15 protein-coding genes and 1 tRNA gene are annotated in these 20,729 nt (G+C 41.3%); 4 read left to right on the forward strand and 12 right to left on the reverse strand.

The features are described 5' to 3' along the window. Positions 1-9 precede the first annotated feature (9 nt). The gene (locus NXS00_RS13980; RefSeq protein ID WP_258099840.1) at positions 10-1,638 is read right to left on the reverse strand and encodes a right-handed parallel beta-helix repeat-containing protein; all 1,629 of its coding nucleotides are present in this window, start codon (positions 1,636-1,638) and stop codon (positions 10-12) included. Continuing rightward, positions 1,635-2,927 (reverse strand): T9SS type A sorting domain-containing protein, encoded by a 1,293-nt coding sequence (locus NXS00_RS13985; protein ID WP_258099841.1) that lies wholly within the window; start codon positions 2,925-2,927, stop codon positions 1,635-1,637. Before NXS00_RS13985 ends, NXS00_RS13980 begins: the two co-directional genes overlap by 4 nt. A gap of 165 nt (positions 2,928-3,092) precedes the next feature. On the opposite strand from NXS00_RS13985, the gene NXS00_RS13990 reads away from it, so the two are divergent. Continuing rightward, positions 3,093-4,109 carry a Gfo/Idh/MocA family protein gene (locus NXS00_RS13990; protein ID WP_258099842.1) on the forward strand — a complete coding sequence of 339 codons (1,017 nt, stop codon included), beginning with the start codon at positions 3,093-3,095 and terminating at the stop codon, positions 4,107-4,109. Positions 4,110-4,205: 96 nt separating this feature from the next. On the opposite strand, the gene NXS00_RS13995 is transcribed toward NXS00_RS13990, so the two are convergent. The 3 genes from NXS00_RS13995 to NXS00_RS14005 form a co-directional block, all read right to left on the reverse strand. After that, the gene (locus NXS00_RS13995; protein ID WP_258099843.1) at positions 4,206-5,069 is read right to left on the reverse strand and encodes a hypothetical protein; all 864 of its coding nucleotides are present in this window, start codon (positions 5,067-5,069) and stop codon (positions 4,206-4,208) included. A 114-nt stretch (positions 5,070-5,183) separates the two neighbouring features. Then, positions 5,184-6,053: a polysaccharide lyase gene (locus NXS00_RS14000; RefSeq protein ID WP_258099844.1), complete on the reverse strand. Its 870-nt coding sequence runs from the start codon at positions 6,051-6,053 to the stop codon at positions 5,184-5,186. A gap of 71 nt (positions 6,054-6,124) precedes the next feature. Next, complete coding sequence (locus tag NXS00_RS14005; protein WP_258099845.1) at positions 6,125-7,603, reverse strand: serine hydrolase; 1,479 nt, start codon at positions 7,601-7,603, stop codon at positions 6,125-6,127. A 1,115-nt stretch (positions 7,604-8,718) separates the two neighbouring features. Here NXS00_RS14005 and NXS00_RS14010 point away from each other — a divergent pair. Beyond that, positions 8,719-11,337, forward strand: a complete 2,619-nt coding sequence (locus NXS00_RS14010; RefSeq protein WP_258099846.1) for a carbohydrate-binding protein — start codon at positions 8,719-8,721, stop codon at positions 11,335-11,337. A 208-nt stretch (positions 11,338-11,545) separates the two neighbouring features. On the opposite strand, the gene NXS00_RS14015 is transcribed toward NXS00_RS14010, so the two are convergent. Beyond that, a complete protein-coding gene (locus NXS00_RS14015) occupies positions 11,546-13,333 on the reverse strand; it encodes a glycoside hydrolase family 2 protein (RefSeq protein ID WP_258099847.1) in 1,788 nt (595 codons plus the stop codon). A 298-nt stretch (positions 13,334-13,631) separates the two neighbouring features. On the opposite strand from NXS00_RS14015, the gene NXS00_RS14020 reads away from it, so the two are divergent. After that, on the forward strand, positions 13,632-14,063 hold the full coding sequence (locus NXS00_RS14020) for a hypothetical protein (RefSeq protein WP_258099848.1): 432 nt from the start codon (positions 13,632-13,634) through the stop codon (positions 14,061-14,063). A gap of 227 nt (positions 14,064-14,290) precedes the next feature. Here NXS00_RS14020 and NXS00_RS14025 read toward each other — a convergent pair. The 3 genes from NXS00_RS14025 to NXS00_RS14035 all read right to left on the reverse strand — a co-directional run bounded on the left by NXS00_RS14025 (position 14,291) and on the right by NXS00_RS14035 (position 17,116). Further along, positions 14,291-14,364, reverse strand: a tRNA-Thr gene (locus tag NXS00_RS14025). A gap of 102 nt (positions 14,365-14,466) precedes the next feature. Beyond that, a complete protein-coding gene (locus tag NXS00_RS14030) occupies positions 14,467-16,482 on the reverse strand; it encodes a DUF349 domain-containing protein (RefSeq protein WP_258099849.1) in 2,016 nt (671 codons plus the stop codon). A gap of 55 nt (positions 16,483-16,537) precedes the next feature. Further along, positions 16,538-17,116 (reverse strand): YqgE/AlgH family protein, encoded by a 579-nt coding sequence (locus NXS00_RS14035; RefSeq protein ID WP_258099850.1) that lies wholly within the window; start codon positions 17,114-17,116, stop codon positions 16,538-16,540. Between the two features lie 168 nt (positions 17,117-17,284). On the opposite strand from NXS00_RS14035, the gene pdxH reads away from it, so the two are divergent. Beyond that, complete coding sequence (pdxH, locus tag NXS00_RS14040; protein WP_258099851.1) at positions 17,285-17,926, forward strand: pyridoxamine 5'-phosphate oxidase; 642 nt, start codon at positions 17,285-17,287, stop codon at positions 17,924-17,926. A gap of 77 nt (positions 17,927-18,003) precedes the next feature. Here pdxH and bshB1 read toward each other — a convergent pair whose 3' ends face one another. From bshB1 to NXS00_RS14055, 3 genes are all read right to left on the reverse strand, one after another. Then, positions 18,004-18,723, reverse strand: coding sequence for a bacillithiol biosynthesis deacetylase BshB1 (gene bshB1 / locus NXS00_RS14045; RefSeq protein ID WP_258099852.1), 720 nt, complete (start codon positions 18,721-18,723; stop codon positions 18,004-18,006). A gap of 54 nt (positions 18,724-18,777) precedes the next feature. Next, positions 18,778-19,734 (reverse strand): thioredoxin-disulfide reductase, encoded by a 957-nt coding sequence (gene trxB, locus NXS00_RS14050; RefSeq protein WP_258099853.1) that lies wholly within the window; start codon positions 19,732-19,734, stop codon positions 18,778-18,780. Between the two features lie 100 nt (positions 19,735-19,834). Continuing rightward, positions 19,835-20,698: a sigma-70 family RNA polymerase sigma factor gene (locus tag NXS00_RS14055; protein ID WP_258099854.1), complete on the reverse strand. Its 864-nt coding sequence runs from the start codon at positions 20,696-20,698 to the stop codon at positions 19,835-19,837. Positions 20,699-20,729 lie beyond the last annotated feature (31 nt).

Genomic DNA, 20,729 nt, shown 5'->3' on the forward strand with positions numbered 1-20,729 from the left:
AACATGAAGCTACCTCTTAATTCTCTTATTTAGCTGATAATGGTATAATGAGGGAATCTCCTTGATTTCTTCATTGGTCATTTCCAGGTACGGATTAGGTCCGTATTCAATGGTAACCGGCAAGTTGCCATAGATGCCAATAAGTCTTGCATTCGGGCCATCTTTCATACCATTCAGAATCGCAGGTTCAGCAGACTCAAAACCATTTTGAAAATCAACCGCAATGTTCCACATGGTGGTGTAAGACCCATGTGATGGTTTCCAGTAGCCTGCTCCACCACCTTCGAACAGGCCATAGCTGCGATCCTCATCCAAAATAACCTTCACAGTAATGTTGTCGAACAAGTTCTGATGATTGGCACCAGCATGCTGATCAAGAAGTGGTTGCTGATCCACCTGACAGTTGGTGTACACGCTCTTCGTAGAGAACGTATTGAAACTTAAGGGATGACGCACCACATTTTTCACATGAAGATTTTCCACCAGCACATTATGCACACCACTCATAGAGACTGAATAATGAGCAATCTTTTCACCAGATGTCTCGATATCCTGAATGGTCACATTCGCCGTTTCCTCTGTCAAAATACCACTATCCGCATTTTCAATCTTCACATCACGCACCCAACCATTGAACAATCGAGTTAAGTAGATGCCATTGTAGCCTTCTTCCACATGATGCGCAATGTTTGGAGCCATTGGGAAGGTAATTCGTAAATGCTCAATGCCTACCTCTTCCAGATGTTTCCATTCCACCATTTTAGGCGTCCATTCAGGTCGAATGTCCATCAATAATGGGTCTTTGATAGTAATTTTGTTACCTGAGATTTTGGTAATGGTGGTTTGCTGTTGGATCAGCGAATGCTCTGGATAGTTCCAATGATGTGATCCAATCTTAAATTGCTTCTCACCATACATTGCCTGAATCAGTGAACTATTTTCACCTTCTTTGTTGTACCATTCAATCTGGACGACATCACCGACTTTGAGCTGATCAATCGTTGCCGCAGTGATCAGCTTCTCTCCTCTTTTTCCTTGACTTAGCGTTGCTAAAACAACTGGAGGCTCATCGTATTGATCCAGATAAGCTTTGGTCCGCACTCCTGGCTGTCTTGTCCAGATCACTCCTCCTGACCAGGCATATTGTGAAAATGGTAAGTCGATATTATTCTCCTTCTCCCGCTGACGTTTATCTAGTGCTACCAAATACTCCCTCAACTCCGCCAAAGCCGGAGGATTATCGAAATAACTCATTGGTCGAGGCACATAGATCTCGGTACCGCCAGAGCCACTCCCCGCTCCTCTAAGGATCAAATTGCTCCGCTCGATGTAGAGAATTTCACTTAAAATGACCCGTCCAGCGGGCATTTGGATCACAACTGGCCCATCCGTTTCATGAGCTTTCTTCAACAGTTCCAGCAGTGCTTTGCTATCATCTAATTCGTCATCACTCACAACACCATAATCTGTTGCTAGCAATACTTCACCTGTTGGATTGGGAATCGTCTGTTCTCCATTGTGGTAACCTGCATAGGAGAAATCTGGTAAATAGACTGATTGATCACTCAATACTTTAGGAATCTGAGCTTCCACTATCAAACTCATTACAACAAAAAACACTGTCAATACTCTACTCATTGCTTCACAAATCTTATCACTTCACCATTAATTGTCTTCAGAAAATAAACTCCAGCATTAAAAGCTTCCATGGATATCTCACTTTTGTTGGAAGTCAATAGTTTCTGTCCACTTAGATCATGAATCGAATAGCCAGCACCATTGAGTCCTTCAATTTTCAAAACAGACGATACTGGAATTGGATAAATCGTCAATTCCACTCTTTCTGATATACTAAGAATATTGCTCAGCAAATCATCATCATCATCGCTATTGGCTACAAAGCCTTCGGGCTGCTCACATGCATATTGTGACTCCTCAGGGTTACCCAATCCATCTTCGTCGGCATCTTCATACCAATCCTGACAGGTATCGACATTGTTCTGAACGTAGCCTTCCGGACGCTCACACTCATATACAAATGAGTTAGGATCACCTAATCCATCACCATCGGCATCTTCATACCAGACAGGGCACGCTCCGATTTCGGTCACCTGAAAGTCTGCAAACAAAACCTCCTCATCGCGTAAGGATGCTACATCATTCAAACTGCGGTAAATCCCCCACTTGGGACGCACAAAAGAAGCACCGGCACGCCACATGTCAATGGATTCGTTGGAGTATGAAAGAACCCCCGTACCATCCAAAAGCTCCAAACGAAAATCAAGCTTGCCGGTGTCTTCTGCGAACTCTGCTTTGCAGAATGCTTTCACCCATTTCCCAGCCATCAAAGACAAGTCTGCCTCCTTGACCGTCGTGTAATTGTTATTTCCTCTTCCGTGAATCAATTGCAGTTTATTGGGATCGCCTTTGCGAGGAGTAATCGTTAGTAAAGGATTGGCGGAATCCGTTCCTCCCACTACTTTAAGCTGGAAAAGATGTGTAAAATTCGAAGACGCCTGGAATCCAGCATCAATTTTGAAGTACCACTCATAAGTCACCACCTCTCGCTGAATAGCCTTCAAATAATCCGGTGAAGGATCATAGGCTTTTATTTCATTTCGCTGACGATCCACGTTCGTTTCGCACCTGTCGGTATCTATGTATTTATGAATGTAAAATTTGAATACATTTCGATCCAATTCTTCGTCATACACCTCTTCAATGTGCTTGAACATTTCATCATGATCACAATCTGGCACCTCCAATGGAGAACCTCCAAGAGCCTGCTCCAAAAGAGCATACGTATCTCCCGGACCATCTGCTGAGATGGTTGTTACGGTGGTCTCCTGAGCAAATAATGGAATCTGTAATCCTACCAAAGCCATAAAAAAAAGGACTTTGTGTAGTTGTCGGTTGGAATGGTTCATGCGCTGTTTGGTCTAAATTCAATAGCAACCCTAAACTTAGATCGGAATAGCACTCTGGCAGTTCAAAACTGGTAGTACAATCGTTCAAAAGGTGGTTATATCGCTTATTTGAGGTATTTATTCCTATTTTCGCAGGAAACTAGCATTGAACCAAAATTGATCCAGATGAGTAAGAAAATAGAAGGCAATACGGTAAAATGGGGCATCATTGGTGTAGGTGACGTTTGCGAAGTGAAGAGTGCACCGGCCATGAACCTAATTGCCAACAGCAAGATTGAAGCGGTAATGCGTCGTGATGCTGCCAAAGCCGAGGACTATGCGAAACGACATGGAGTAAGCAAATGGTACAGCGATGCTGACGAACTGATCAATGATCCTGAAGTCAATGCCATCTACATCGCGACTCCACCTGTGGCTCATCTGGAATACACGATCAAAGCTGCTAAAGCCGGTAAACCTGTCTATGTAGAAAAACCAATGGCACGGACGTTTGCAGAATGCCAGCAAATGATCGAAGTATGTGAAAAAGCAGGAGTTCCACTCTACGCCGCTTACTATCGCAGAACTTTGCCAAACTTCTTGAAAGTAAAAGAACTGGTGGCCTCAGGCGCCATTGGTGACGTGCGTATGGTGGAAGTGCGCATGGCCAAACCCTTAAAACCAAACATCATCACCCATCAGGAAAATCACTGGCGAGTAGACCCAGAGATCTCTGGAGGAGGCTACTTCTACGATCTGGCAAGTCATCAATTGGATTTCTTAGACTATCTATTTGGCCCAATTGTGAAGGCAAGTGGTACCAAAGCCAATCAAGCGAAGCTATACCCCGCAGAAGACATTGTGGTGAGCAGTTTTGAGTTCGAGTCTGGTGTATTAGGAACAGGCAGCTGGTGCTTTTCAACAGGAGAAACCAGCGACAAAGACCTGACCACCATTATCGGTTCGCAAGGTGAAATCAGCTATGTCTCTTTTGGCAGTAATGAAGTGACCTTAAAAACAGATGAAAAAGGAACAGAAACCTTCTCTTTCGACATGCCAAAGCACATTCAACAACCGTTGATAGAACAAGTAGTGGTTGATTTATTGGGAACAGGCACTTGCGTGAGCACAGGCGTATCTGGTGCCCGAACCAATCAGGTTATGGAATGGATGACTGGTTCTGGTAATTTAGTGAGTCAGTAATCGATGATTGGATGGTTCGATAATAAGAGAATTTTAATGTGTCATCCTGAGGCACGAAGGATCTATCTAACATTAATGAATTACATACTATAGTAACTACTTCCAAACCATCACCACCCCTACACTGAGCATCATGGCTTGATTAGTTACATCATTGAGTTGGGTTCTGGGTCTGGAACCATCAACCTTATAGAGTATATCAATACCTTTTCCAGTTGATGAATAAGAATGCTTAACTGATGCTTTGATATGAAAAATTGACTTCAACGGATATAAAAGTGCTAACTCATTAAACCAAACAAACCCCTTCGCTTCATGTCTAAAACTCACAGGTCGCTCAAACTCATCAATGAGGTTCCAATTGGCCTTAGCGTTATAATTCACTTGAGAATAAGTAGAAGATGCCTGAAAACGAAATGATCCTAGTTTATAATGTGACTTCAATTTACCAACGGGTCCTTTCCAGAAAGCTTGATAAGAACTATTCAAATTGGATTCAGCATTCACCAAATAGAACTTTTTACTAGTCCATTGATGACCGGCTCCAATAGTCATTTGAAACACTGAACGATCAACTATTTTGAATTGCAATAGTGGTGACAATGAAGCCGAAAATCCTTTATTAGCATCTTCTCTTGCATAAAAAACCTGATTTACCCGATTATCCTGTTCGTAATCAGTATCCGTTACCTCACCTGACACAAACCTCATCAAATCAGCCTGTAAACCAACTCCAAAACGTCGATGAATATCGACGTAATTATCAGTAGTCATTCCTACTCCAACTACATTTTTCCATTGTAGCTCGGAGAAGACATTGGGGTTTTCACCTTTCATATTTCCAGCTATGGACCAACTTAACTTTTCCAAAGAGGTAACAGCATCCAAACTCATTTCGGCCTTTTGAGACCAACTAAGAACTGGCGAAATTAATACTATGTAGATCAGTAAGTTTTTCATCGCATCAATAAACCGGAGCCTGAAACTCCATCTAACCCATCCATCATTTTTGGTGTCACGTTGTGGTTGAGTAAGACATTTATCAGGGTCACAGGCATCCGGTCTACCACATTTTTAGCTCATTTTCACCCACTTCAGGTCATCGAAATAGATATAGCCCACACTTCCGGATCCCCAGTAGCTCTGGCTACCACCTCGGAATACAGAGTAGTAAAGACCTTTAACTTTGCGCTTCGAGTCTGAGGATGCCCATTTGATGTTGTCTCTTCTCAACACTGTAGAACCATTCACTTTCATCTCGGCGGTGCCATTGTAGGAACTTCCAGTGTTGGATTTCATGTAAAACCCAATGGTGTACCAGGTACCTCGAGAAAGCGCTCCAGAACTTGGATACTTTGCTCCAAATGACTCTCCACAATTACTGGTCATTCCCTGATGATATAGGTAGGGCTGAAAGTACACTCGATTCGGGTCTGAATTCGGAGAATACCACATGGCACGCATACTACCGCCATTTCCTGCTTGCGCATCACTAGCTCTACAACCGGTCACTCCATCGCCCACCTGGAAGCCCCAGCCTACTTTACCTCCGCGACTCCAGTCAAACTGACTATGGAATCTTACTTTGTACTCCAACCAGTACTCCGTACCGTCAGACACATCAATTCTACTCTCCATACCTCCCGAGGTGCCGACTACATTGGCAGCCAAGGCAATACGCAGCGTATTGGATGAAATGTACGTCGAGCCTGCATCCCATCCAGAGATGTTTCCAAATGCAGACGAAGCATTGGAGGATGAAAACTGACCATTAGACTGTGTGAAATACACTTCACGACTAGAATAGATTGCTCTGGCTTCCGTAGCGTCCTCGTCGATGATTTCCGGAGTGACTAGATCTTCCTGGCATCCTCCAAAAAGTAAGCCTACTCCTGCAATAATGGATAGAGTCCACCCCTTCCATTGCTGATAAATGTTACTCATAATGAATAAAAATTAAAGGTTAGAAAAAATTAAACTGATCAATCAAATCGCGGTGGATTCCTTGATTTGGGTTAGGTGTTTTGTTGATTTTCGAGTGCTAACTCGATACGTTCTTTTAAGAATGCGACATAAGGTGTGGTTGGTGCTTTCATACTAATTGCCTGATCAAACACTTCTTTAGCTCGAAATAAATCTCCATTGATCAACAGCCCTTCCGACAAATTCAAATAAGCCTGAGGTGAGTCCGGATATTCGGCTACAGCCAATTCAAAAACCTGTATGGCCTCTTTTTCCATTTGTAATCGATGAAGAAGATTCACTCCAAGCTGGCCCAGTAAGGTCGGGTTAATTTCATAGGAAGATTCTGCTTTAGCATGCTCTTCCTCAAACCACGCTAATACCTCCTCCATGCACCTGCCTTCAGCCAGTAATTTGCTCATGACGATGTGAATTGGTGGTTTGACTGGTGTCAATTCTTTTCCTTGCAGGTGCCCAATCAACTGACTGGATATCAAAGCTGGATTGAAATCATCCATGGTATTGGTCCAAACAAAGACGCCTAGTTTCTCATCAGGAATCAAACTCATATCAGCACTGAACCCTCCTGCACCCCAATGATTGTTGAAAATCAAGTTCTCGTCTTCACGGAAAATATCCCATCCATAACCCTTGTAGGTGTCTTTTCCTGTTTTGTATTGTGTTTCAAAAAGACGTGTAGGTGGATGATTAAGTGTCCAATGCATCCAATGTTGCACATCATTTACAGTGGTGTGAAAACCATAACTTCCGACATTCTCTCGGGTGTATGGATAAATCTCGTTGGGGCGTTGCTCATAGGTTAACCAATGCCCAATATGATGTGGCATGGCAAGGTTCGCAGTGTCAAACTGACGGTAATCGAATGTTGAATGCTGCAACCCCATTGGATTCAGGTAGTGTTCTTGAATAACCTGTTCAAATGATAACTGACCAATGTGATGAAGTAAGTCTGCCGCAATATCGATATTATAAGGAGAGCGCTTAGCTCTTGTTCCTGCAGCAAACTCCATCGGCTGATAGACAATACTTTGAGTTGTAGCCGCCAGTGCCTCTTCATCAAACGCGGGCATGTCCCATGCAGGGCTGAAGTTGGGAATACCTGAAGTATGTGTCAGCAGATGATGAAGCGAAATGTCCTGGTAATCTCCTTCCAATCGAAAATAAGGAATGTGAAGTGAGACTTTGTCCGATAGTTGAAGTTTGCCCAGGCGTTCCATTTGCAAAGCTGTTGAAGCAATCATCACTTCCGATAATTCGCCAGCAAAGAACATCGTCTCTCTAGTAAATGGTAATGAGTCCTGAACTTGTCGTAATCCGCTGGCATAGCTGTAAACCTGATCACCACTAACGACCACAACCGCCAGTCCTGGTAATGGATTCGCCAGGTGTACTTGATCTAAGTAGTTGTCAATAGTTTCCGAATCAACGATGGCTTGTTCTTGCTTTTCACGACAAGCAAAAAGGAGCAGGAAACACACAATTGGTAATAGCTGTAATCTAAATGAGTTCATAATGCTAGTTTTTACACTATTCGCAATTTGTTACTCATTTCATTTCTGATAATTCAGTTTTAGTATTCCAATCGTACATAATGTTATGATTTTATAAATACATCATCACCAATCTTATCAAAATGTAATAGGCTAATTTCCGATTTGGAAAAGTCTAATAGTCACCTCAACCCCAGCCCTTCTCCTCAAAGGAGAAGGGTGTCTGAACTCTCCCCAACCCGTCTCTTGGTAAGAGAGGGGCTTCGATTCTTATTATTTTCTTAACTGTCTCATTTTTGGGGTGAGTTGGAAATAATTAACCACAAAACCTTGTCATTTCGACTTAGCCTGCCTGCCGGTAACGTAGTGAGAAGTCCATTTTCTCTTATTAGTCTCCCTTTGAGCAGACGCAAGATCACTCCTATTAGCTCGAGATGATTATTACATTAAATCGTCACTCCCCGAATCACTTGCATTCATCTTAATTATTAAGATTTGATTGAGTCGTGATTATAGGGGAATCTCATTTTGAATTACTATAGCTACTTTTCGTAATTTTCCTTCCCTGCCATGCAATTCCTACCTGCGCAGGAATGACGGTTCGATAAAACAGAAATAAGTGGATAATAATTAGTATTTGAATCACAAGACCTTATCGCTTCTATGATTTGAGATATTGCCATTTATACTTTGTCATTTCGACAATAGGAGAAATCTATCTCAAAAAGGGCATTCATATTGTTCAGAGAATAACCTTTACTTCTTAAACAGTATTGGCCATACTTACCTGAACTCTCCTCAACCCCTCTCTTGGTAAGAGAGGGACTTTGATTCTCATTATTTTCTTAACTGTCTCATTTTTGGGGTGAGTTGGTAATAATTAACCACAAAACCTTGTCATTTCGACTTAGTTCCACATTGAGTTGTCGTAAGATCACTTCGCTCAGCTCGTGATGACGATTAGATTAAGTCGTCATTCTCCTCCTCTAACACGGCTCAAGTGAGACACCAACATACCTACGTCAAAAACACGTCAGGACTTTTTGCACACCGCTATTGTACGATTATGTGCCATCCAAATTATGATTCTTGAACAGCTTTGGCATCACAATCGAAATTCCTAACACACCCTTTATATGATACATCATTCACGGCTATCTAACTGGATTCTGACCATTACAGCGATAGTCTTCTCAACATTCCAAATCGCTGCACAAGACCAACCATGGCGCAGTGAGCTCTATCCCTTCAACTGGCAAAGAGGTTATCAAGTCAACGGCAAATTCTTACATGACTTCTCTTTTGCCGGCTACCACAAAGGGGAAATAGAGATTCCCAATATCCAGCATAACATACTGGATGTCACTCTAGCTCCATTCAATGCTGACAACACGGGAGCAACGGATGCATCGTCAGCCATTCAGGCCGCAATCGACAGTGTAGCAGAACTTGGCTCAGGTGTTGTCTATTTGCCTGAAGGCACCTATGCAGTTAGTCCTGTCAACTCCTCTGCTTTACTAATTAGTCATGACAGCACCATTATTCGTGGAGCTGGCGTAGATAAAACCTTCATCCTCAATACAGACACTTACATGCGAAGTAAAACCGTCATTGAGTTTAGTCCAGGTAGTAATGGCTGGTACAGTCCAAGTGGCCAAAGTATTGAATTTACTGAAGATGCTGTGGAACACGATACCATCTTCCATGTGAATGATGCGAGTTTCTTTGAAGTGGGTGATCTGGTTATTTTGACATCTGACTTCACTAATGAATTCATAGAAGAACATCATATGACCGGTAAATGGAATAACTCCATTGAAGGAACCGCCTTTGCTCGCAGAATTGAAACCATTGACCTCTCAAACAACACCATTGAGGTGGATATTCCCATTCGATATTACTTGAAAACCAGAGACAATGCTCGTGTTTATCGAATTCGTCATCAGTTGACTGAATGTGGGTTAGAAAACCTATCCATTGGAATGATCGAAAATCCGAAAAGCGGCTATGAAGAGAATGATTACAATGTAGGAGGAACTGGTGCTTATGAAGTTCATGCAGGTCATGCCATTAAGTTTAAGTATGTAGAAAACTGCTGGATGCAAAACGTCAACACGTTCAAACCAGAAGCCAATACCGGTGATTTTCATGTACAGTCCAATGCTCTGGAATTGTACCAATCACGATTGATCACAGTGGCCAACTGTATTCTGCAAAAACCACAATACGAAGGTGGAGGCGGAAATGGATACATGTTTACGCTTAGAGGAAATGACTGCCTGATTACACACTGTCAGGGAATTCACGCACGCCACAATTATGATTTCAAGAAAGCACACAGCAATGGCAATGTGGTCTATAAAAGCCTAAGCAAAGACTCCAAATATGCCTCAGACTTCCACATGCATTTAAGTATGAGTAATCTCTTTGATAATCATACGGTTGACAATGATTTTCTGGAAGCAGTCTATCGGCCTTATGGAACGATAGAGCATGGCCACTCCTCCACTCAATCGGTATTTTGGAATACCAATGGTGAAAAATATCATGGCAACAGCAATCGCATTGTGGCCTCTGGTCAGTATGGCCATGGATATGTGATAGGAACGCAAGGAAATGCCACCGGAGTATCTCTTCCTACAGGCAACAATACCGAACCCATCGACCACCTGGAAGGTGAAGCGGAAGGGGTCTCTCTTCATCCAGTTTCACTATATGAAGATCAATTAGCAAGACGTTTACAAGGAATAACAGCCATAGACAGTACTGGCTGGGATGCACCAGTGATACAAGTGCTATCACCTACTACCAGTGGCCAATTATTCATTGATGAATTGTCATTTGATATTGCCTTTGGCACTAGTGAATCTGATGTTGAGAAGGTTGTTTACACAGCAAATGAAGAGGTGATCGCTGAAGTTACTGAACCTCCGTTTGAGTTTTCCTGGAGTAATCCTGCTAAAGATTGCTATGAATTCACTGTTCAAGCTTTTGCCAAATCTGGCACACCTTCCAACAAAGTAACATTGGATTTAATCATTGGCCTTGGTTGTGAAGAAAGCTATTATGGAACACCATTCAAGCTTCCTGGAAAGATAGAAGCAGAATATTTCAACAAAGGAACAAACGGGCTCTCCTATTTCGATACAGACCAAATCAACAATGGAGGTGATTACCGCCCAAATGAACCTGTGGATGTGCAACAATGCTCAGAAGGCGGTTTTAATGTAGGTTGGATTACAGATGATGAATATTTGAAATACATCGTTGACATACAGCAATCTGGAAACTATACCATGAGTTTTCGTACTGCCAGTGAAGAGTCCGGATCTATTCATTTCGATTTCCTGCAACAGCATGTCAGTGGAAATGTAGCTATTTCCAGTACAGACGGTTGGCAAAACTGGGAAACGAGGGAAAGTGAATCATTTCATTTGGAAGCCGGAACTGACACCTTAAAATTGAGTTTTACAGGAGGATTTAATCTGAATTATTTCGAATTAGCTGAGAACATAATATTGGAATCTGACCTGGCCAAAATTGAAATCTATCCAAATCCAGTTTCCACCCATTTCACGATCAACTCCAGTGAATTCGACCACATTACTGTTATAGACATGCTAGGTAAAACAGTTCTTACTCAAGATTTAGCAGTTTCAAGAAAAGTTGATGTAAGCGAACTTCAGAGCGGATTATACATCATAAAAGCTAGCAATGGAAGCGAATCGAAATCGTGGAAAATTGTCAAAGAATAAACAGTTGTAACTACTGCAGAAAATATCAATACAGATTCCTCATAAGATCGATTGATTGTTTGTTTATAAAGCCGGGGTTAGCTCCGGCTTTCTGTTTTTCTATGAGTTCAGGATTTAGCTAAGTTCCACCAATGTTCGATACACTTTCTAAATAATTTCAATGTTGTATTGACCATAAAAAAACCGGAGTTTCCTCCGGTTTCCATTGCTATTTCTTTAATTGAACTGGAGACTCCTGATAATACTCCTGAAGCGTGAAAAAAGCTTTCTTTCTGATCCCCTGGTCAGAGATCAACCCCTTACGATTCCAATAGTCCTGAATGTCTGGGAGTGGGCGTCTCGCAGAGAAGAAATCCATCAAAATCCATGGTGTAGTCCCACGCAGGAATGGAATATTCTTCAGCATTTCAATATTGTTTTCATACACAGCCTCCTGATATTCCTCTGTCCAGCGCTCTGTTGCTGTTCCATGCATGCCTTGCAATGCTCCTCCGCCAAATTCACTAATCACCAATGGCTTGTTGTAGGTCATTTTCCACCCGAGATCAGCGCAAGACTCTGGAGTACCTCCATACCAGCCGCAGTAGTTGTTGACACCAATCACATCCAGGTATTGTCCAAATGGATCATCTAACATACGGTAACCATCGATAGAGTGAGCTTCTAACGCACCTGTAAGGAGTCTGGTATTATCTGTGGCTCTGGCTGTTTCCGTAAGTCTTCTCAGGAAATCCGTTCTAGGCTCACTGATAGGTGTTTCATTAGCCACTGACCACATGATCACTGCTGCTCTGTTCTTGTCCCTGGTAATCATATCTACCAGTTGCTTCTGTGCATTGGCAAACACCTTGTCATTTTCCCAGTCAATGGTCCAGTATACCGGTATCTCCGACCACACCATCAGCCCCATCTCATCAGCTATGCGCACCATATCTTCATTGTGAGGATAATGCGCCAGCCTCACGAAATTGCAACCGAGTTCCTTGGCCCAATTAAGCAAGGTACGACACTGCTCTGGTGCCACTACTCTACCTGCCGTAAATGGTGCCACCTCATGGATCGAAATCCCTTTCAGGAATACCGACTCACCATTAAGCAAGATGTCCTGCCCCTTCACTTCTATGCTACGGAAACCAATCTTATCCGTCACCACATCTTCACCTACCGAGATCTTTACTTCGTAGCGTTTAGGGTCCTTATCAGACCATAACTTCAGTTTGCTTTTAAAACTCACTTTAGCCAAACCATTGGCATCAGGCTGTGCAGTAACCGATACTTTTGCTTCAGGAATCTCTACTTTCACAGTTTTCGGAGACTTTCCATCTAGCTGTACCCAGCCCTCTATTTCATTAAGCGATCCCTTTTTGATCTGTAGCGAATAGTCTTGCACGAAAGTCTTTGGCACTTCAATCAATTTAACCGAACGAGTAATTCCGCCAAAGTTGTACCAATCACTATTGACTGTTGGGATTTGCTCTAGCTTACGTTTGTTGTCGACCTTGACGATGACGAAGTTTTCTCCATCTTTTACCTTGTCAGTTACTTCAAAATTAAAAGGAGTAAATCCCCCCTGATGCTCACCTAGTTTTTCACCATTGAGATACACCTTCGCATCATAGTTCACTGCTCCAAAGTACAAGAATGCACGTTTATCTGATTTGGAATACAAGAAGGACTTCTTATACCAGACAGTCCCTTCATAAAAGAACAAATCGTCTTCCTGAGTATTCCAATCACCTGGTACATTCAATTGACTTGAGGTATCAAAATTGTACTCTACCAAATCACTTTCGTTGGCCATTTTCTGGTCCTTGAAGAATCCATTGGGATTTACCTGATATCGATAATTGTAATATCCATTCTCCATTGGATCTACGATATATCTCCATTTCCCATCCAGCAGAATTGCATCCCTATCAGCAACGGCAATAGTTGGCTGAGCATACACGTTCAAACCAACAAGTATCATCAGTAGAGTCAATAATTTGTTTAGCATATTTTATGTTTTTGATTCAAAACTATTCCTGGCAATCTGTAATTGATTGATTAATCATCCGAATAAGGGGTAAGGATAGTACACTACACAGCAAGATTGCAAATAAAGACCTGATAAGGTATTCCAAAAGTCGATCAGAAATAATGCATTGGAGGTCACGATTGATAGTCAAATAGTCTTAACTACTATACAATAGGAAAAAAATCAACTAATCTATCAATGCATTCCAAACAAAATATCACCTTTCATGATTTCCTTTGCTAATAATAAAATCTAATCGCCCAGCAGAAGTCATCACATGAACTACGACAAAAAAATATGGAGATATGTCGTTTCTGGAAAGAGTAAAGAAGAAATTCATCAACGAGGAATCCCGATGGATCACATCGAGACATTCTTCAATGACTGGAGCTGGAAAATAGAGCAGCTGAATGAACTAAAGCAAGATGAAGCCCAGGCCATCAAGGATGAGGTGGACAGATCTAGCGCAAAGTTCATCCAACTTAAAAACAAAAAGTGGCTACGTAGGTATACTTGTCCCCTCTGTCAAAAGAAGATCGAGCGTCAGCAAATCAGAACACACCTCAATGAAGTTCACCCGATCAGCGATTTACCAATAATCTCTGGTGACAGACGAAAGTTCAAGGAATGGTATGTGAAAGTGCAAATTAGAGAGGGCTTTCTCAAATATCTTGATGGACAGATCCTATACACTCCGATGAGTGAGTGACATCTTAAGCTATAAGTGTCGCTATTTTTATACAGAATCACCTAAACACCTTATCTAATTGATTTCCAGAATCTTAGAATAATTCAATTATTTCTATCAGAATAATACAGGAAAACAAGCGTTGTTTAGTCAGCTCAGAACCAATGACTTAGACGAAAAACCAACTTTACCCTAAAATGAAAAAACCCACTCAGTATATCTTCTAAGTGGGTTTTTAGTGCTTTGTGAGCCCCCAGTCGGATTCGAACCAACGACCTACTGATTACAAGTCAGTTGCTCTGGCCAGCTGAGCTATGGAGGCCTATCAAACGGCGTCCGCCGTGTTGACTGCTTTTGCTTTGTCTCAAAGCGGTTGCAAATATAGACTTACATTTAAATAATGCAAAACTTGAAGAAAGAAATTTTAAATTTCTTTTAGAACATCCAGTTGCTTCTTCAAATCCTCTAGCTCTTGCTCTGCTTTTTCGATCTTATCTTCGAAATCTTTCTTCAATTGATCTGCATTTTTCGACTGTGCAAAGAAGCCCATATTGGTCTTCCAAGTAGCGATATCATTTTCAATTGTAGAAATCTTGCGCTTAATAGCTCCTTCTTTTCTATGGATTTTCTGACCACTATGAGGACTGTTTTTCAACTTGCTCATTTGCACGTGAATTTTCAATTCACTTCGCTGGTCATCGGACAAATCTTCCAGACCGATTACTTTATCAGTTACTTCGTCGTAGCGACTATGTATCTTCTTGATTGCGTTTCTAGGAACAAATCCGATATCGGCATAATCATCCAATAGATTGTAAACCTCTTCTAGTTCGATGGTATCAGCCTTAATAATTTCCTCGATCTGCTTACAGATAGCTTCTTTCTTCTTGAGGTTATCCTCGAACTCTTTGTTCTTAGAGTCGTTCTGAGATCTTTTCTTCTCGAAGAAGTGGTCACAAGCCGCTTTAAACTGCTTATACACTTCATTTCTAAACTTCTCTGGAACCGGACCAATCTCTCTCCACTGGTTCTGTAATTTTTTCAGCTCATTGGCTGTCTTCACAAAATCAGTACTGTCCTTGATTTCTTCCGCCTTGGCAAGCAGCTCTTGCTTCTTCTTCAGGTTTTCCTCACGTTGACCCTCAAGAGCTTTAAAGAAGCTATTCTTATTATTGAAGAACTGCTTGAAATTACCCCAAAAGTGTTTGTTGATATCCTTGGCATTTTCGCGTGGAAGTCCTCCGATCTTATCCCACTCCTTTTGAAGCTCTAGCAATTCCTTCGTCTTCTTATTCCATTCAGTAATTCGATCTGAATCAAATTTAGCAAACTCAGCAGCTTTATCTCCCAATGCTTGTTTCGCATCAGCATTCTCGCCAAGTTCTTTCTTTAGTGTATCAAAATAATCCTTACGCTTAGAGTATACTGCATCACTAGCAGCCTTAAAACGCTGCCACACTGGTTCCTGATCCTCTTTAGGAATGGGACCAATATGCTTAAACTCTTCATGCAATTCATTTAACTGAAAAATTGCATCCTTTATGTTCTCAAGATCACTAAGCGCTTCTGCACGCTCACATAGCTCTTGCTTGCTCTCAAGATTCTTCTTGCGGTCTAATTCCTTTAATTCGAAGTAGATACTACGCTGATCATAAAAACGATCAATCAATGCATGGTAGTTGGCCCACATAGTCTTAGCCTGTGCACCAGGCACCTGACCTACACTTCTCCACTCCTCTTGTAGTTCCTTCAGCTTATTGATAGAAGCATTGCTTTCTTCTCCATCAACCAACTCTCTTAGATGTTCAAGGATTTCTTCTTTTTTGATAAGGTTAGCATCCTTATTCTTTTCAAGTTGGGAAAAATAGACCGACTTCTTATGACGCAGCTTTTCATACAGGTCATAAAACTCTGTATCTACGGCTTCACCTTTAAAGTCAAAATCCGCTGAATCATTACCCTCTGCCACAAAGGCTTCAAGAGCAGCATTTTTTTCAGCATCAAATATCTTATTGTATAAAGGACGAATTTCTTTCAATCCTTTATCCAGAATTCTCATATTTTCAACAGAAGCAAACTTCTTCAAAGTGTTGAACAACTCTTCTTTTGTTGGATTCTCAAAATCCAACTCCTCCAAAAGCTTATTCTCTTCTTCGTGATCATCATGATCGTCATCATCAGAATGCTCTTCACTTTCAGAATCAGCTTGTGCCTCTTCTTTTACAGCTTCTACAGGCTCAGCTGCTTCCTCTTTCACTGGCTCTTCTGAGGCAGCTTCAACAGGTTCAGCTACAGGCTCTTCAGCCTCCTCTTTAGTTTCTTCTGACACAACCTCTTCAGCTGTCTCTTCTTCCTTTTGTAATTCAGGGGTCTCCTGAACCTCATCCTGAATCTCTAGATTTTCTTGATTCTCAGGCAACTTGTTTTCCTTGTCTTCCATATCGGAACCTCTCTTTTGGTTGGCTACAAGCCATAAAACTAATAAAATCGGATCACTAATTCAGGCGGGGATCCGTAGGATAATTAGAAATTACCCGATACTTACCACCCATATTTTGCAAAGCTTCTCTCCAAAGCTCTTCTGGATTCATGTCAAATACCAATTCTGGAGTAGCTTTTTTATAAACAATCCATGACTTGGCCTTTAATTCGTCTAATAACTGACCATCTGACCATCCCGAATAGCCTATGAAAAACTTCAAATCATTTTCATCAACTACTTTGGTATTGATACTAGTTAGTAAGTTATCAAAATCTACCCCCCAATAAACACCATTTACAATTTCTTTATCACTAGCCAATTTGTTCGGCGATTTATGCAAAAAATGAAGGGTATTCTGCTGTACAGGCCCACCTACATACACAGTGGAATCAAACCCTTCAGCCTCTTCTATCAGCTCAGACAAACCAGAATTAGATGGCTTATTCAACACAAAACCAAACGAACCATTCTCATCATGCTCACATAATAAGATAACTGTTCGCTCAAAATTCGGATCCGGTAAGTACGGCTCCGATATAAGCAAATCCCCTTTTTCTGGTTCTATTAATTGATCTGTTGCGAAATAATCCATTTATGTTCTTTACGATCACCAGATTGGTAATCTTATAAAATTTAAACCTTTTCTTTCTAATCAGTTTTATAACTGAACGTGACTTTCATCACCTCCAAAGTCCTACCTTTGGTTTCATAACAAATAAAACAATTATTAACCTTAATTAGGAATAATCACACCTTAAGTATGAGTTTAGATTTAGCATCATTAAGAAAGGAGTACACCAAAGCCTCTCTTGATCTGGACAGTGTAGCTGATTCTCCAATTGAGCAATTCCAAAAATGGTTTACTGAGGCGCAAAAAAGTGAACTTACTGAACCAAATGCCATGATTGTTGGTACATCTGATGGTGCAGGACAAATCACTCAAAGAACCGTGCTTTTAAAAGCATTTGACACTAAGGGGTTTGTTTTTTACACCAATTACAAAAGCAGAAAAGCACAGCAGCTGGAGCAAAACCCTCATATTTCGCTGTTGTTCCCATGGTTTCAGCTAGAAAGGCAAGTGGCGGTAACAGGCATTGCTGAAAAGGTAAGCACCGCTGAATCTATGAAATATTTCATGAGCAGACCTTTTGGCAGTCAATTAGGAGCATGGGTTTCTCATCAAAGTCAGGTGATCACTTCGAGAAATATACTGGAAGTGAAACTTCATGAAATGAAAGAGAAATTCAAAGAAGGGAAAGTGCCGCTTCCAGACTTCTGGGGTGGTTATCGAGTGATTCCTTCCTCTATTGAGTTTTGGCAAGGAAGACCAAGCAGGCTACATGATCGCATCATGTATACTAAGAATGACAATGATTGGTCTAGAGAAAGGCTTTCTCCTTGATTTAATGATCACAGCAATAAAAAAGCCATCATGACACTTCGGTCATGATGGCTTTTTACTTTTAAATCGTTTATCAATTAGGATAAGTTGTAAAGATCTTTCACACCAATAAAGTCTTTGGTAATAAAACCTTCCGCATACTTCACCCCTATTCTGTGACCATACTCAATGGCTCTAGCCTCCACCATTTTCATGAATTCCGGCTTGGCTATATAGGTTTCTGGCTCCTTACTGTTCGGATCAAAAAACTGAGAACCATAGGCTTTAATGGCCTCCATTTTACGCTCCTGTGCAGAGGAAATATCTACAAAGAAATCTGGAGCTATAGAAGTGCTTTGAATGACATAATACACTTTCTTAGGCCTCCATGGTTTCTGCGGATCGCCTTGAGAGTTTAGTGTTTCAATCTTTACCAGACCTGCTTTAAAGCATGCTTCTTCTACCAATTGCGCACCTCTACCATGATCAGGATGTCTGTCATAAGTCGTATTGGTAATCACAATATCCGGTTGATACTTTCTAATCTTCTGAATTAGCGCCAATTGATGTTCTCTATCGTTACTGAAGAAGGCATCTTCAAACTCCATATTCTCGCGAACAGAAAGTCCCATGATTTTACCAGCCTCTGTAGCCTCTTCAATGCGCTGCTCTGGTGTACCTCTGGTACCCATTTCACCACGTGTTAAATCAATCACTCCCGTGGTATAACCACGATCTTTGTGAGCTATCAATGTTCCTGCACAAGACAATTCTACATCGTCCGGATGCGCTGCTATTGCTAGTATGTTGATTTTCATAACAAAAAAAGTCCCGACTCAATCGGGACCTTATCCTATTTTATGTTTTAGCTATTAAACTTCAGCTTCTTGCATTTCCACTTCCTTCTCAGCAATGAAACGCTCAGCATCCAATGCTCCCATACAACCACTTCCTGCAGCAGTTACTGCCTGACGGTAGTTTTTGTCCTGTGCATCACCTGTAGCGAATACACCTGGCACATTGGTTTTAGAAGTTCCTGGGATTGTTTTGATATATCCAGACTCATCCATATCGATGTAGTCTTTAAATATTGCAGTATTTGGTTCGTGACCTATCGCAACGAAGAAACCTTGAACTGGAAGAACTCTCTCTTCACCAGTTTGAGTATTTCTCACTTTCACACCTTCTACTTCTTCACCTCCTTCTACTTCTACAGTTTCAGTATTCCAAAGTACTTCAATGTTTGGAGCATTCATTACACGTTGCTGCATGATTTTACTAGCTCTCATTTCGTCTCTTCTTACCAGCATGTAAACTTTGTTCACAAGCTTAGATAAATAAGTTGCTTCTTCAGCAGCAGTATCACCCGCTCCAACAATCGCAACATCCTGACCTCTAAAGAAGAAACCATCGCATACTGCACAAGCAGACACTCCACGTCCATTTAAGCGTTGTTCGCTTTCAAGACCTAGCCATTTAGCTGCCGCACCTGTAGATATAATGACTGCTTCAGCTTCGATTTCATCTTTACCGTCTACAGTTACTTTATGTGGCCATCCTGAGAAATCAACAGCAGTGATCATACCGCTTCTGATATCTGTTCCGAATCTTTCAGCTTGTTTCTGGAAATCAACCATCATTTGTGGCCCCATGATACCTTCAGGATATCCTGGATAATTCTCCACATCTGTAGTAATCGTTAACTGACCACCTGGTTGACCACCTTGATATAATACTGGTTTCATACCCGCTCTAGCAGCATAAATGGCAGCTGTAAATCCAGCAGGTCCTGAACCAATGATTAATACTTTAACTCTCTCTTTAGCCATTATTTGATCTATTTTTCTAAATTCTTATTGACACAACGATTATCTCTCTTTATTGTATCAAAAAAAACACCAGAAAGGTTCAAAGTGTCATTTTGGCTACTTATCCGAGATAAACTTTGAGTGATTTGGATCTGGAGGCATGACGCAATCGTCTGATGGCCTTCTCCTTAATTTGTCTCACACGCTCGCGTGTCAGGCCAAATTTATCTCCAATTTCCTCCAATGTTAATGCATGACTACCATTTAATCCAAAATAATAACACACAACATCGGATTCTCTTGAAGTAAGCGTAGATAATGCCCGCTGAACCTCAATACAAAGGGAATCTGTAATTAAGGTATTGTCTGGCGTAACCTCCATGTCATCTTCTAAGACATCCAGCAAACTACTTTCCTCACCCCCAGCAAAAGGAGCATCCATTGAAACATGTCTGCCAGAGATTTTGATGGTATCAACCACCTCATCTTCAGTAATCTGAAGAAACTCTGCCAATTCGTCAGGTGTTGGCTCCCGCTCGAATTTTTGTTCCAGTTCAGAAAAGGTTTTGGTTACTTTATTTAATGAACCCACACGATTCAAAGGAAGTCGAACAATTCTGGATTGTTCCGCTAATGCTTGCAAAATGGATTGTCTGATCCACCATACAGCATAGGATATAAATTTAAAGCCGCGCGTTTCATCGAAACGTTGCGCGGCTTTAATTAATCCTAAATTTCCTTCGTTGATAAGGTCACCAAGTGTTAAACCCTGGTTTTGATATTGTTTGGCAACTGATACCACGAATCGAAGATTCGCTTTCGTAAGTTTTTCTAACGCTACCTGATCTCCTTCTCTAATCTTACGTGCTAATACAACTTCTTCTTCTGCAGTAATCAGATCAACCCTTCCAATTTCTTGCAAATACCTATCAAGAGATTCGCTCTCTCTATTGGTTATTTGCTTACTAATCTTGAGTTGTCTCATTTAGTCGGTGATTAATTGATGGCCGGAACCC

It is taken from the genome of Marinoscillum pacificum (genome assembly GCF_024714495.1).
Lineage (GTDB): Bacteria > Bacteroidota > Bacteroidia > Cytophagales > Cyclobacteriaceae > Marinoscillum > Marinoscillum pacificum.

Excerpts from the sequence above, each read along its gene's own strand:
- NXS00_RS14055 (WP_258099854.1), bottom strand. The coding sequence starts at position 20,698 with ATGAGACAACTCAAGATTAGTAAGCAAATAACCAATAGAGAGAGCGAA.
- NXS00_RS13990 (WP_258099842.1), top strand. The coding sequence starts at position 3,093 with ATGAGTAAGAAAATAGAAGGCAATACGGTAAAATGGGGCATCATTGGT.
- NXS00_RS13980 (WP_258099840.1), bottom strand. The coding sequence starts at position 1,638 with ATGAGTAGAGTATTGACAGTGTTTTTTGTTGTAATGAGTTTGATAGTG.
- bshB1 (WP_258099852.1), bottom strand. The coding sequence starts at position 18,723 with ATGAAAATCAACATACTAGCAATAGCAGCGCATCCGGACGATGTAGAA.
- NXS00_RS13995 (WP_258099843.1), bottom strand. The coding sequence starts at position 5,069 with ATGAAAAACTTACTGATCTACATAGTATTAATTTCGCCAGTTCTTAGT.
- NXS00_RS14020 (WP_258099848.1), top strand. The coding sequence starts at position 13,632 with ATGAACTACGACAAAAAAATATGGAGATATGTCGTTTCTGGAAAGAGT.
- NXS00_RS13985 (WP_258099841.1), bottom strand. The coding sequence starts at position 2,927 with ATGAACCATTCCAACCGACAACTACACAAAGTCCTTTTTTTTATGGCT.
- NXS00_RS14030 (WP_258099849.1), bottom strand. The coding sequence starts at position 16,482 with ATGGAAGACAAGGAAAACAAGTTGCCTGAGAATCAAGAAAATCTAGAG.
- NXS00_RS14005 (WP_258099845.1), bottom strand. The coding sequence starts at position 7,603 with ATGAACTCATTTAGATTACAGCTATTACCAATTGTGTGTTTCCTGCTC.
- NXS00_RS14010 (WP_258099846.1), top strand. The coding sequence starts at position 8,719 with ATGATACATCATTCACGGCTATCTAACTGGATTCTGACCATTACAGCG.
- NXS00_RS14035 (WP_258099850.1), bottom strand. The coding sequence starts at position 17,116 with ATGGATTATTTCGCAACAGATCAATTAATAGAACCAGAAAAAGGGGAT.
- NXS00_RS14015 (WP_258099847.1), bottom strand. The coding sequence starts at position 13,333 with ATGCTAAACAAATTATTGACTCTACTGATGATACTTGTTGGTTTGAAC.
- pdxH (WP_258099851.1), top strand. The coding sequence starts at position 17,285 with ATGAGTTTAGATTTAGCATCATTAAGAAAGGAGTACACCAAAGCCTCT.
- trxB (WP_258099853.1), bottom strand. The coding sequence starts at position 19,734 with ATGGCTAAAGAGAGAGTTAAAGTATTAATCATTGGTTCAGGACCTGCT.
- NXS00_RS14000 (WP_258099844.1), bottom strand. The coding sequence starts at position 6,053 with ATGAGTAACATTTATCAGCAATGGAAGGGGTGGACTCTATCCATTATT.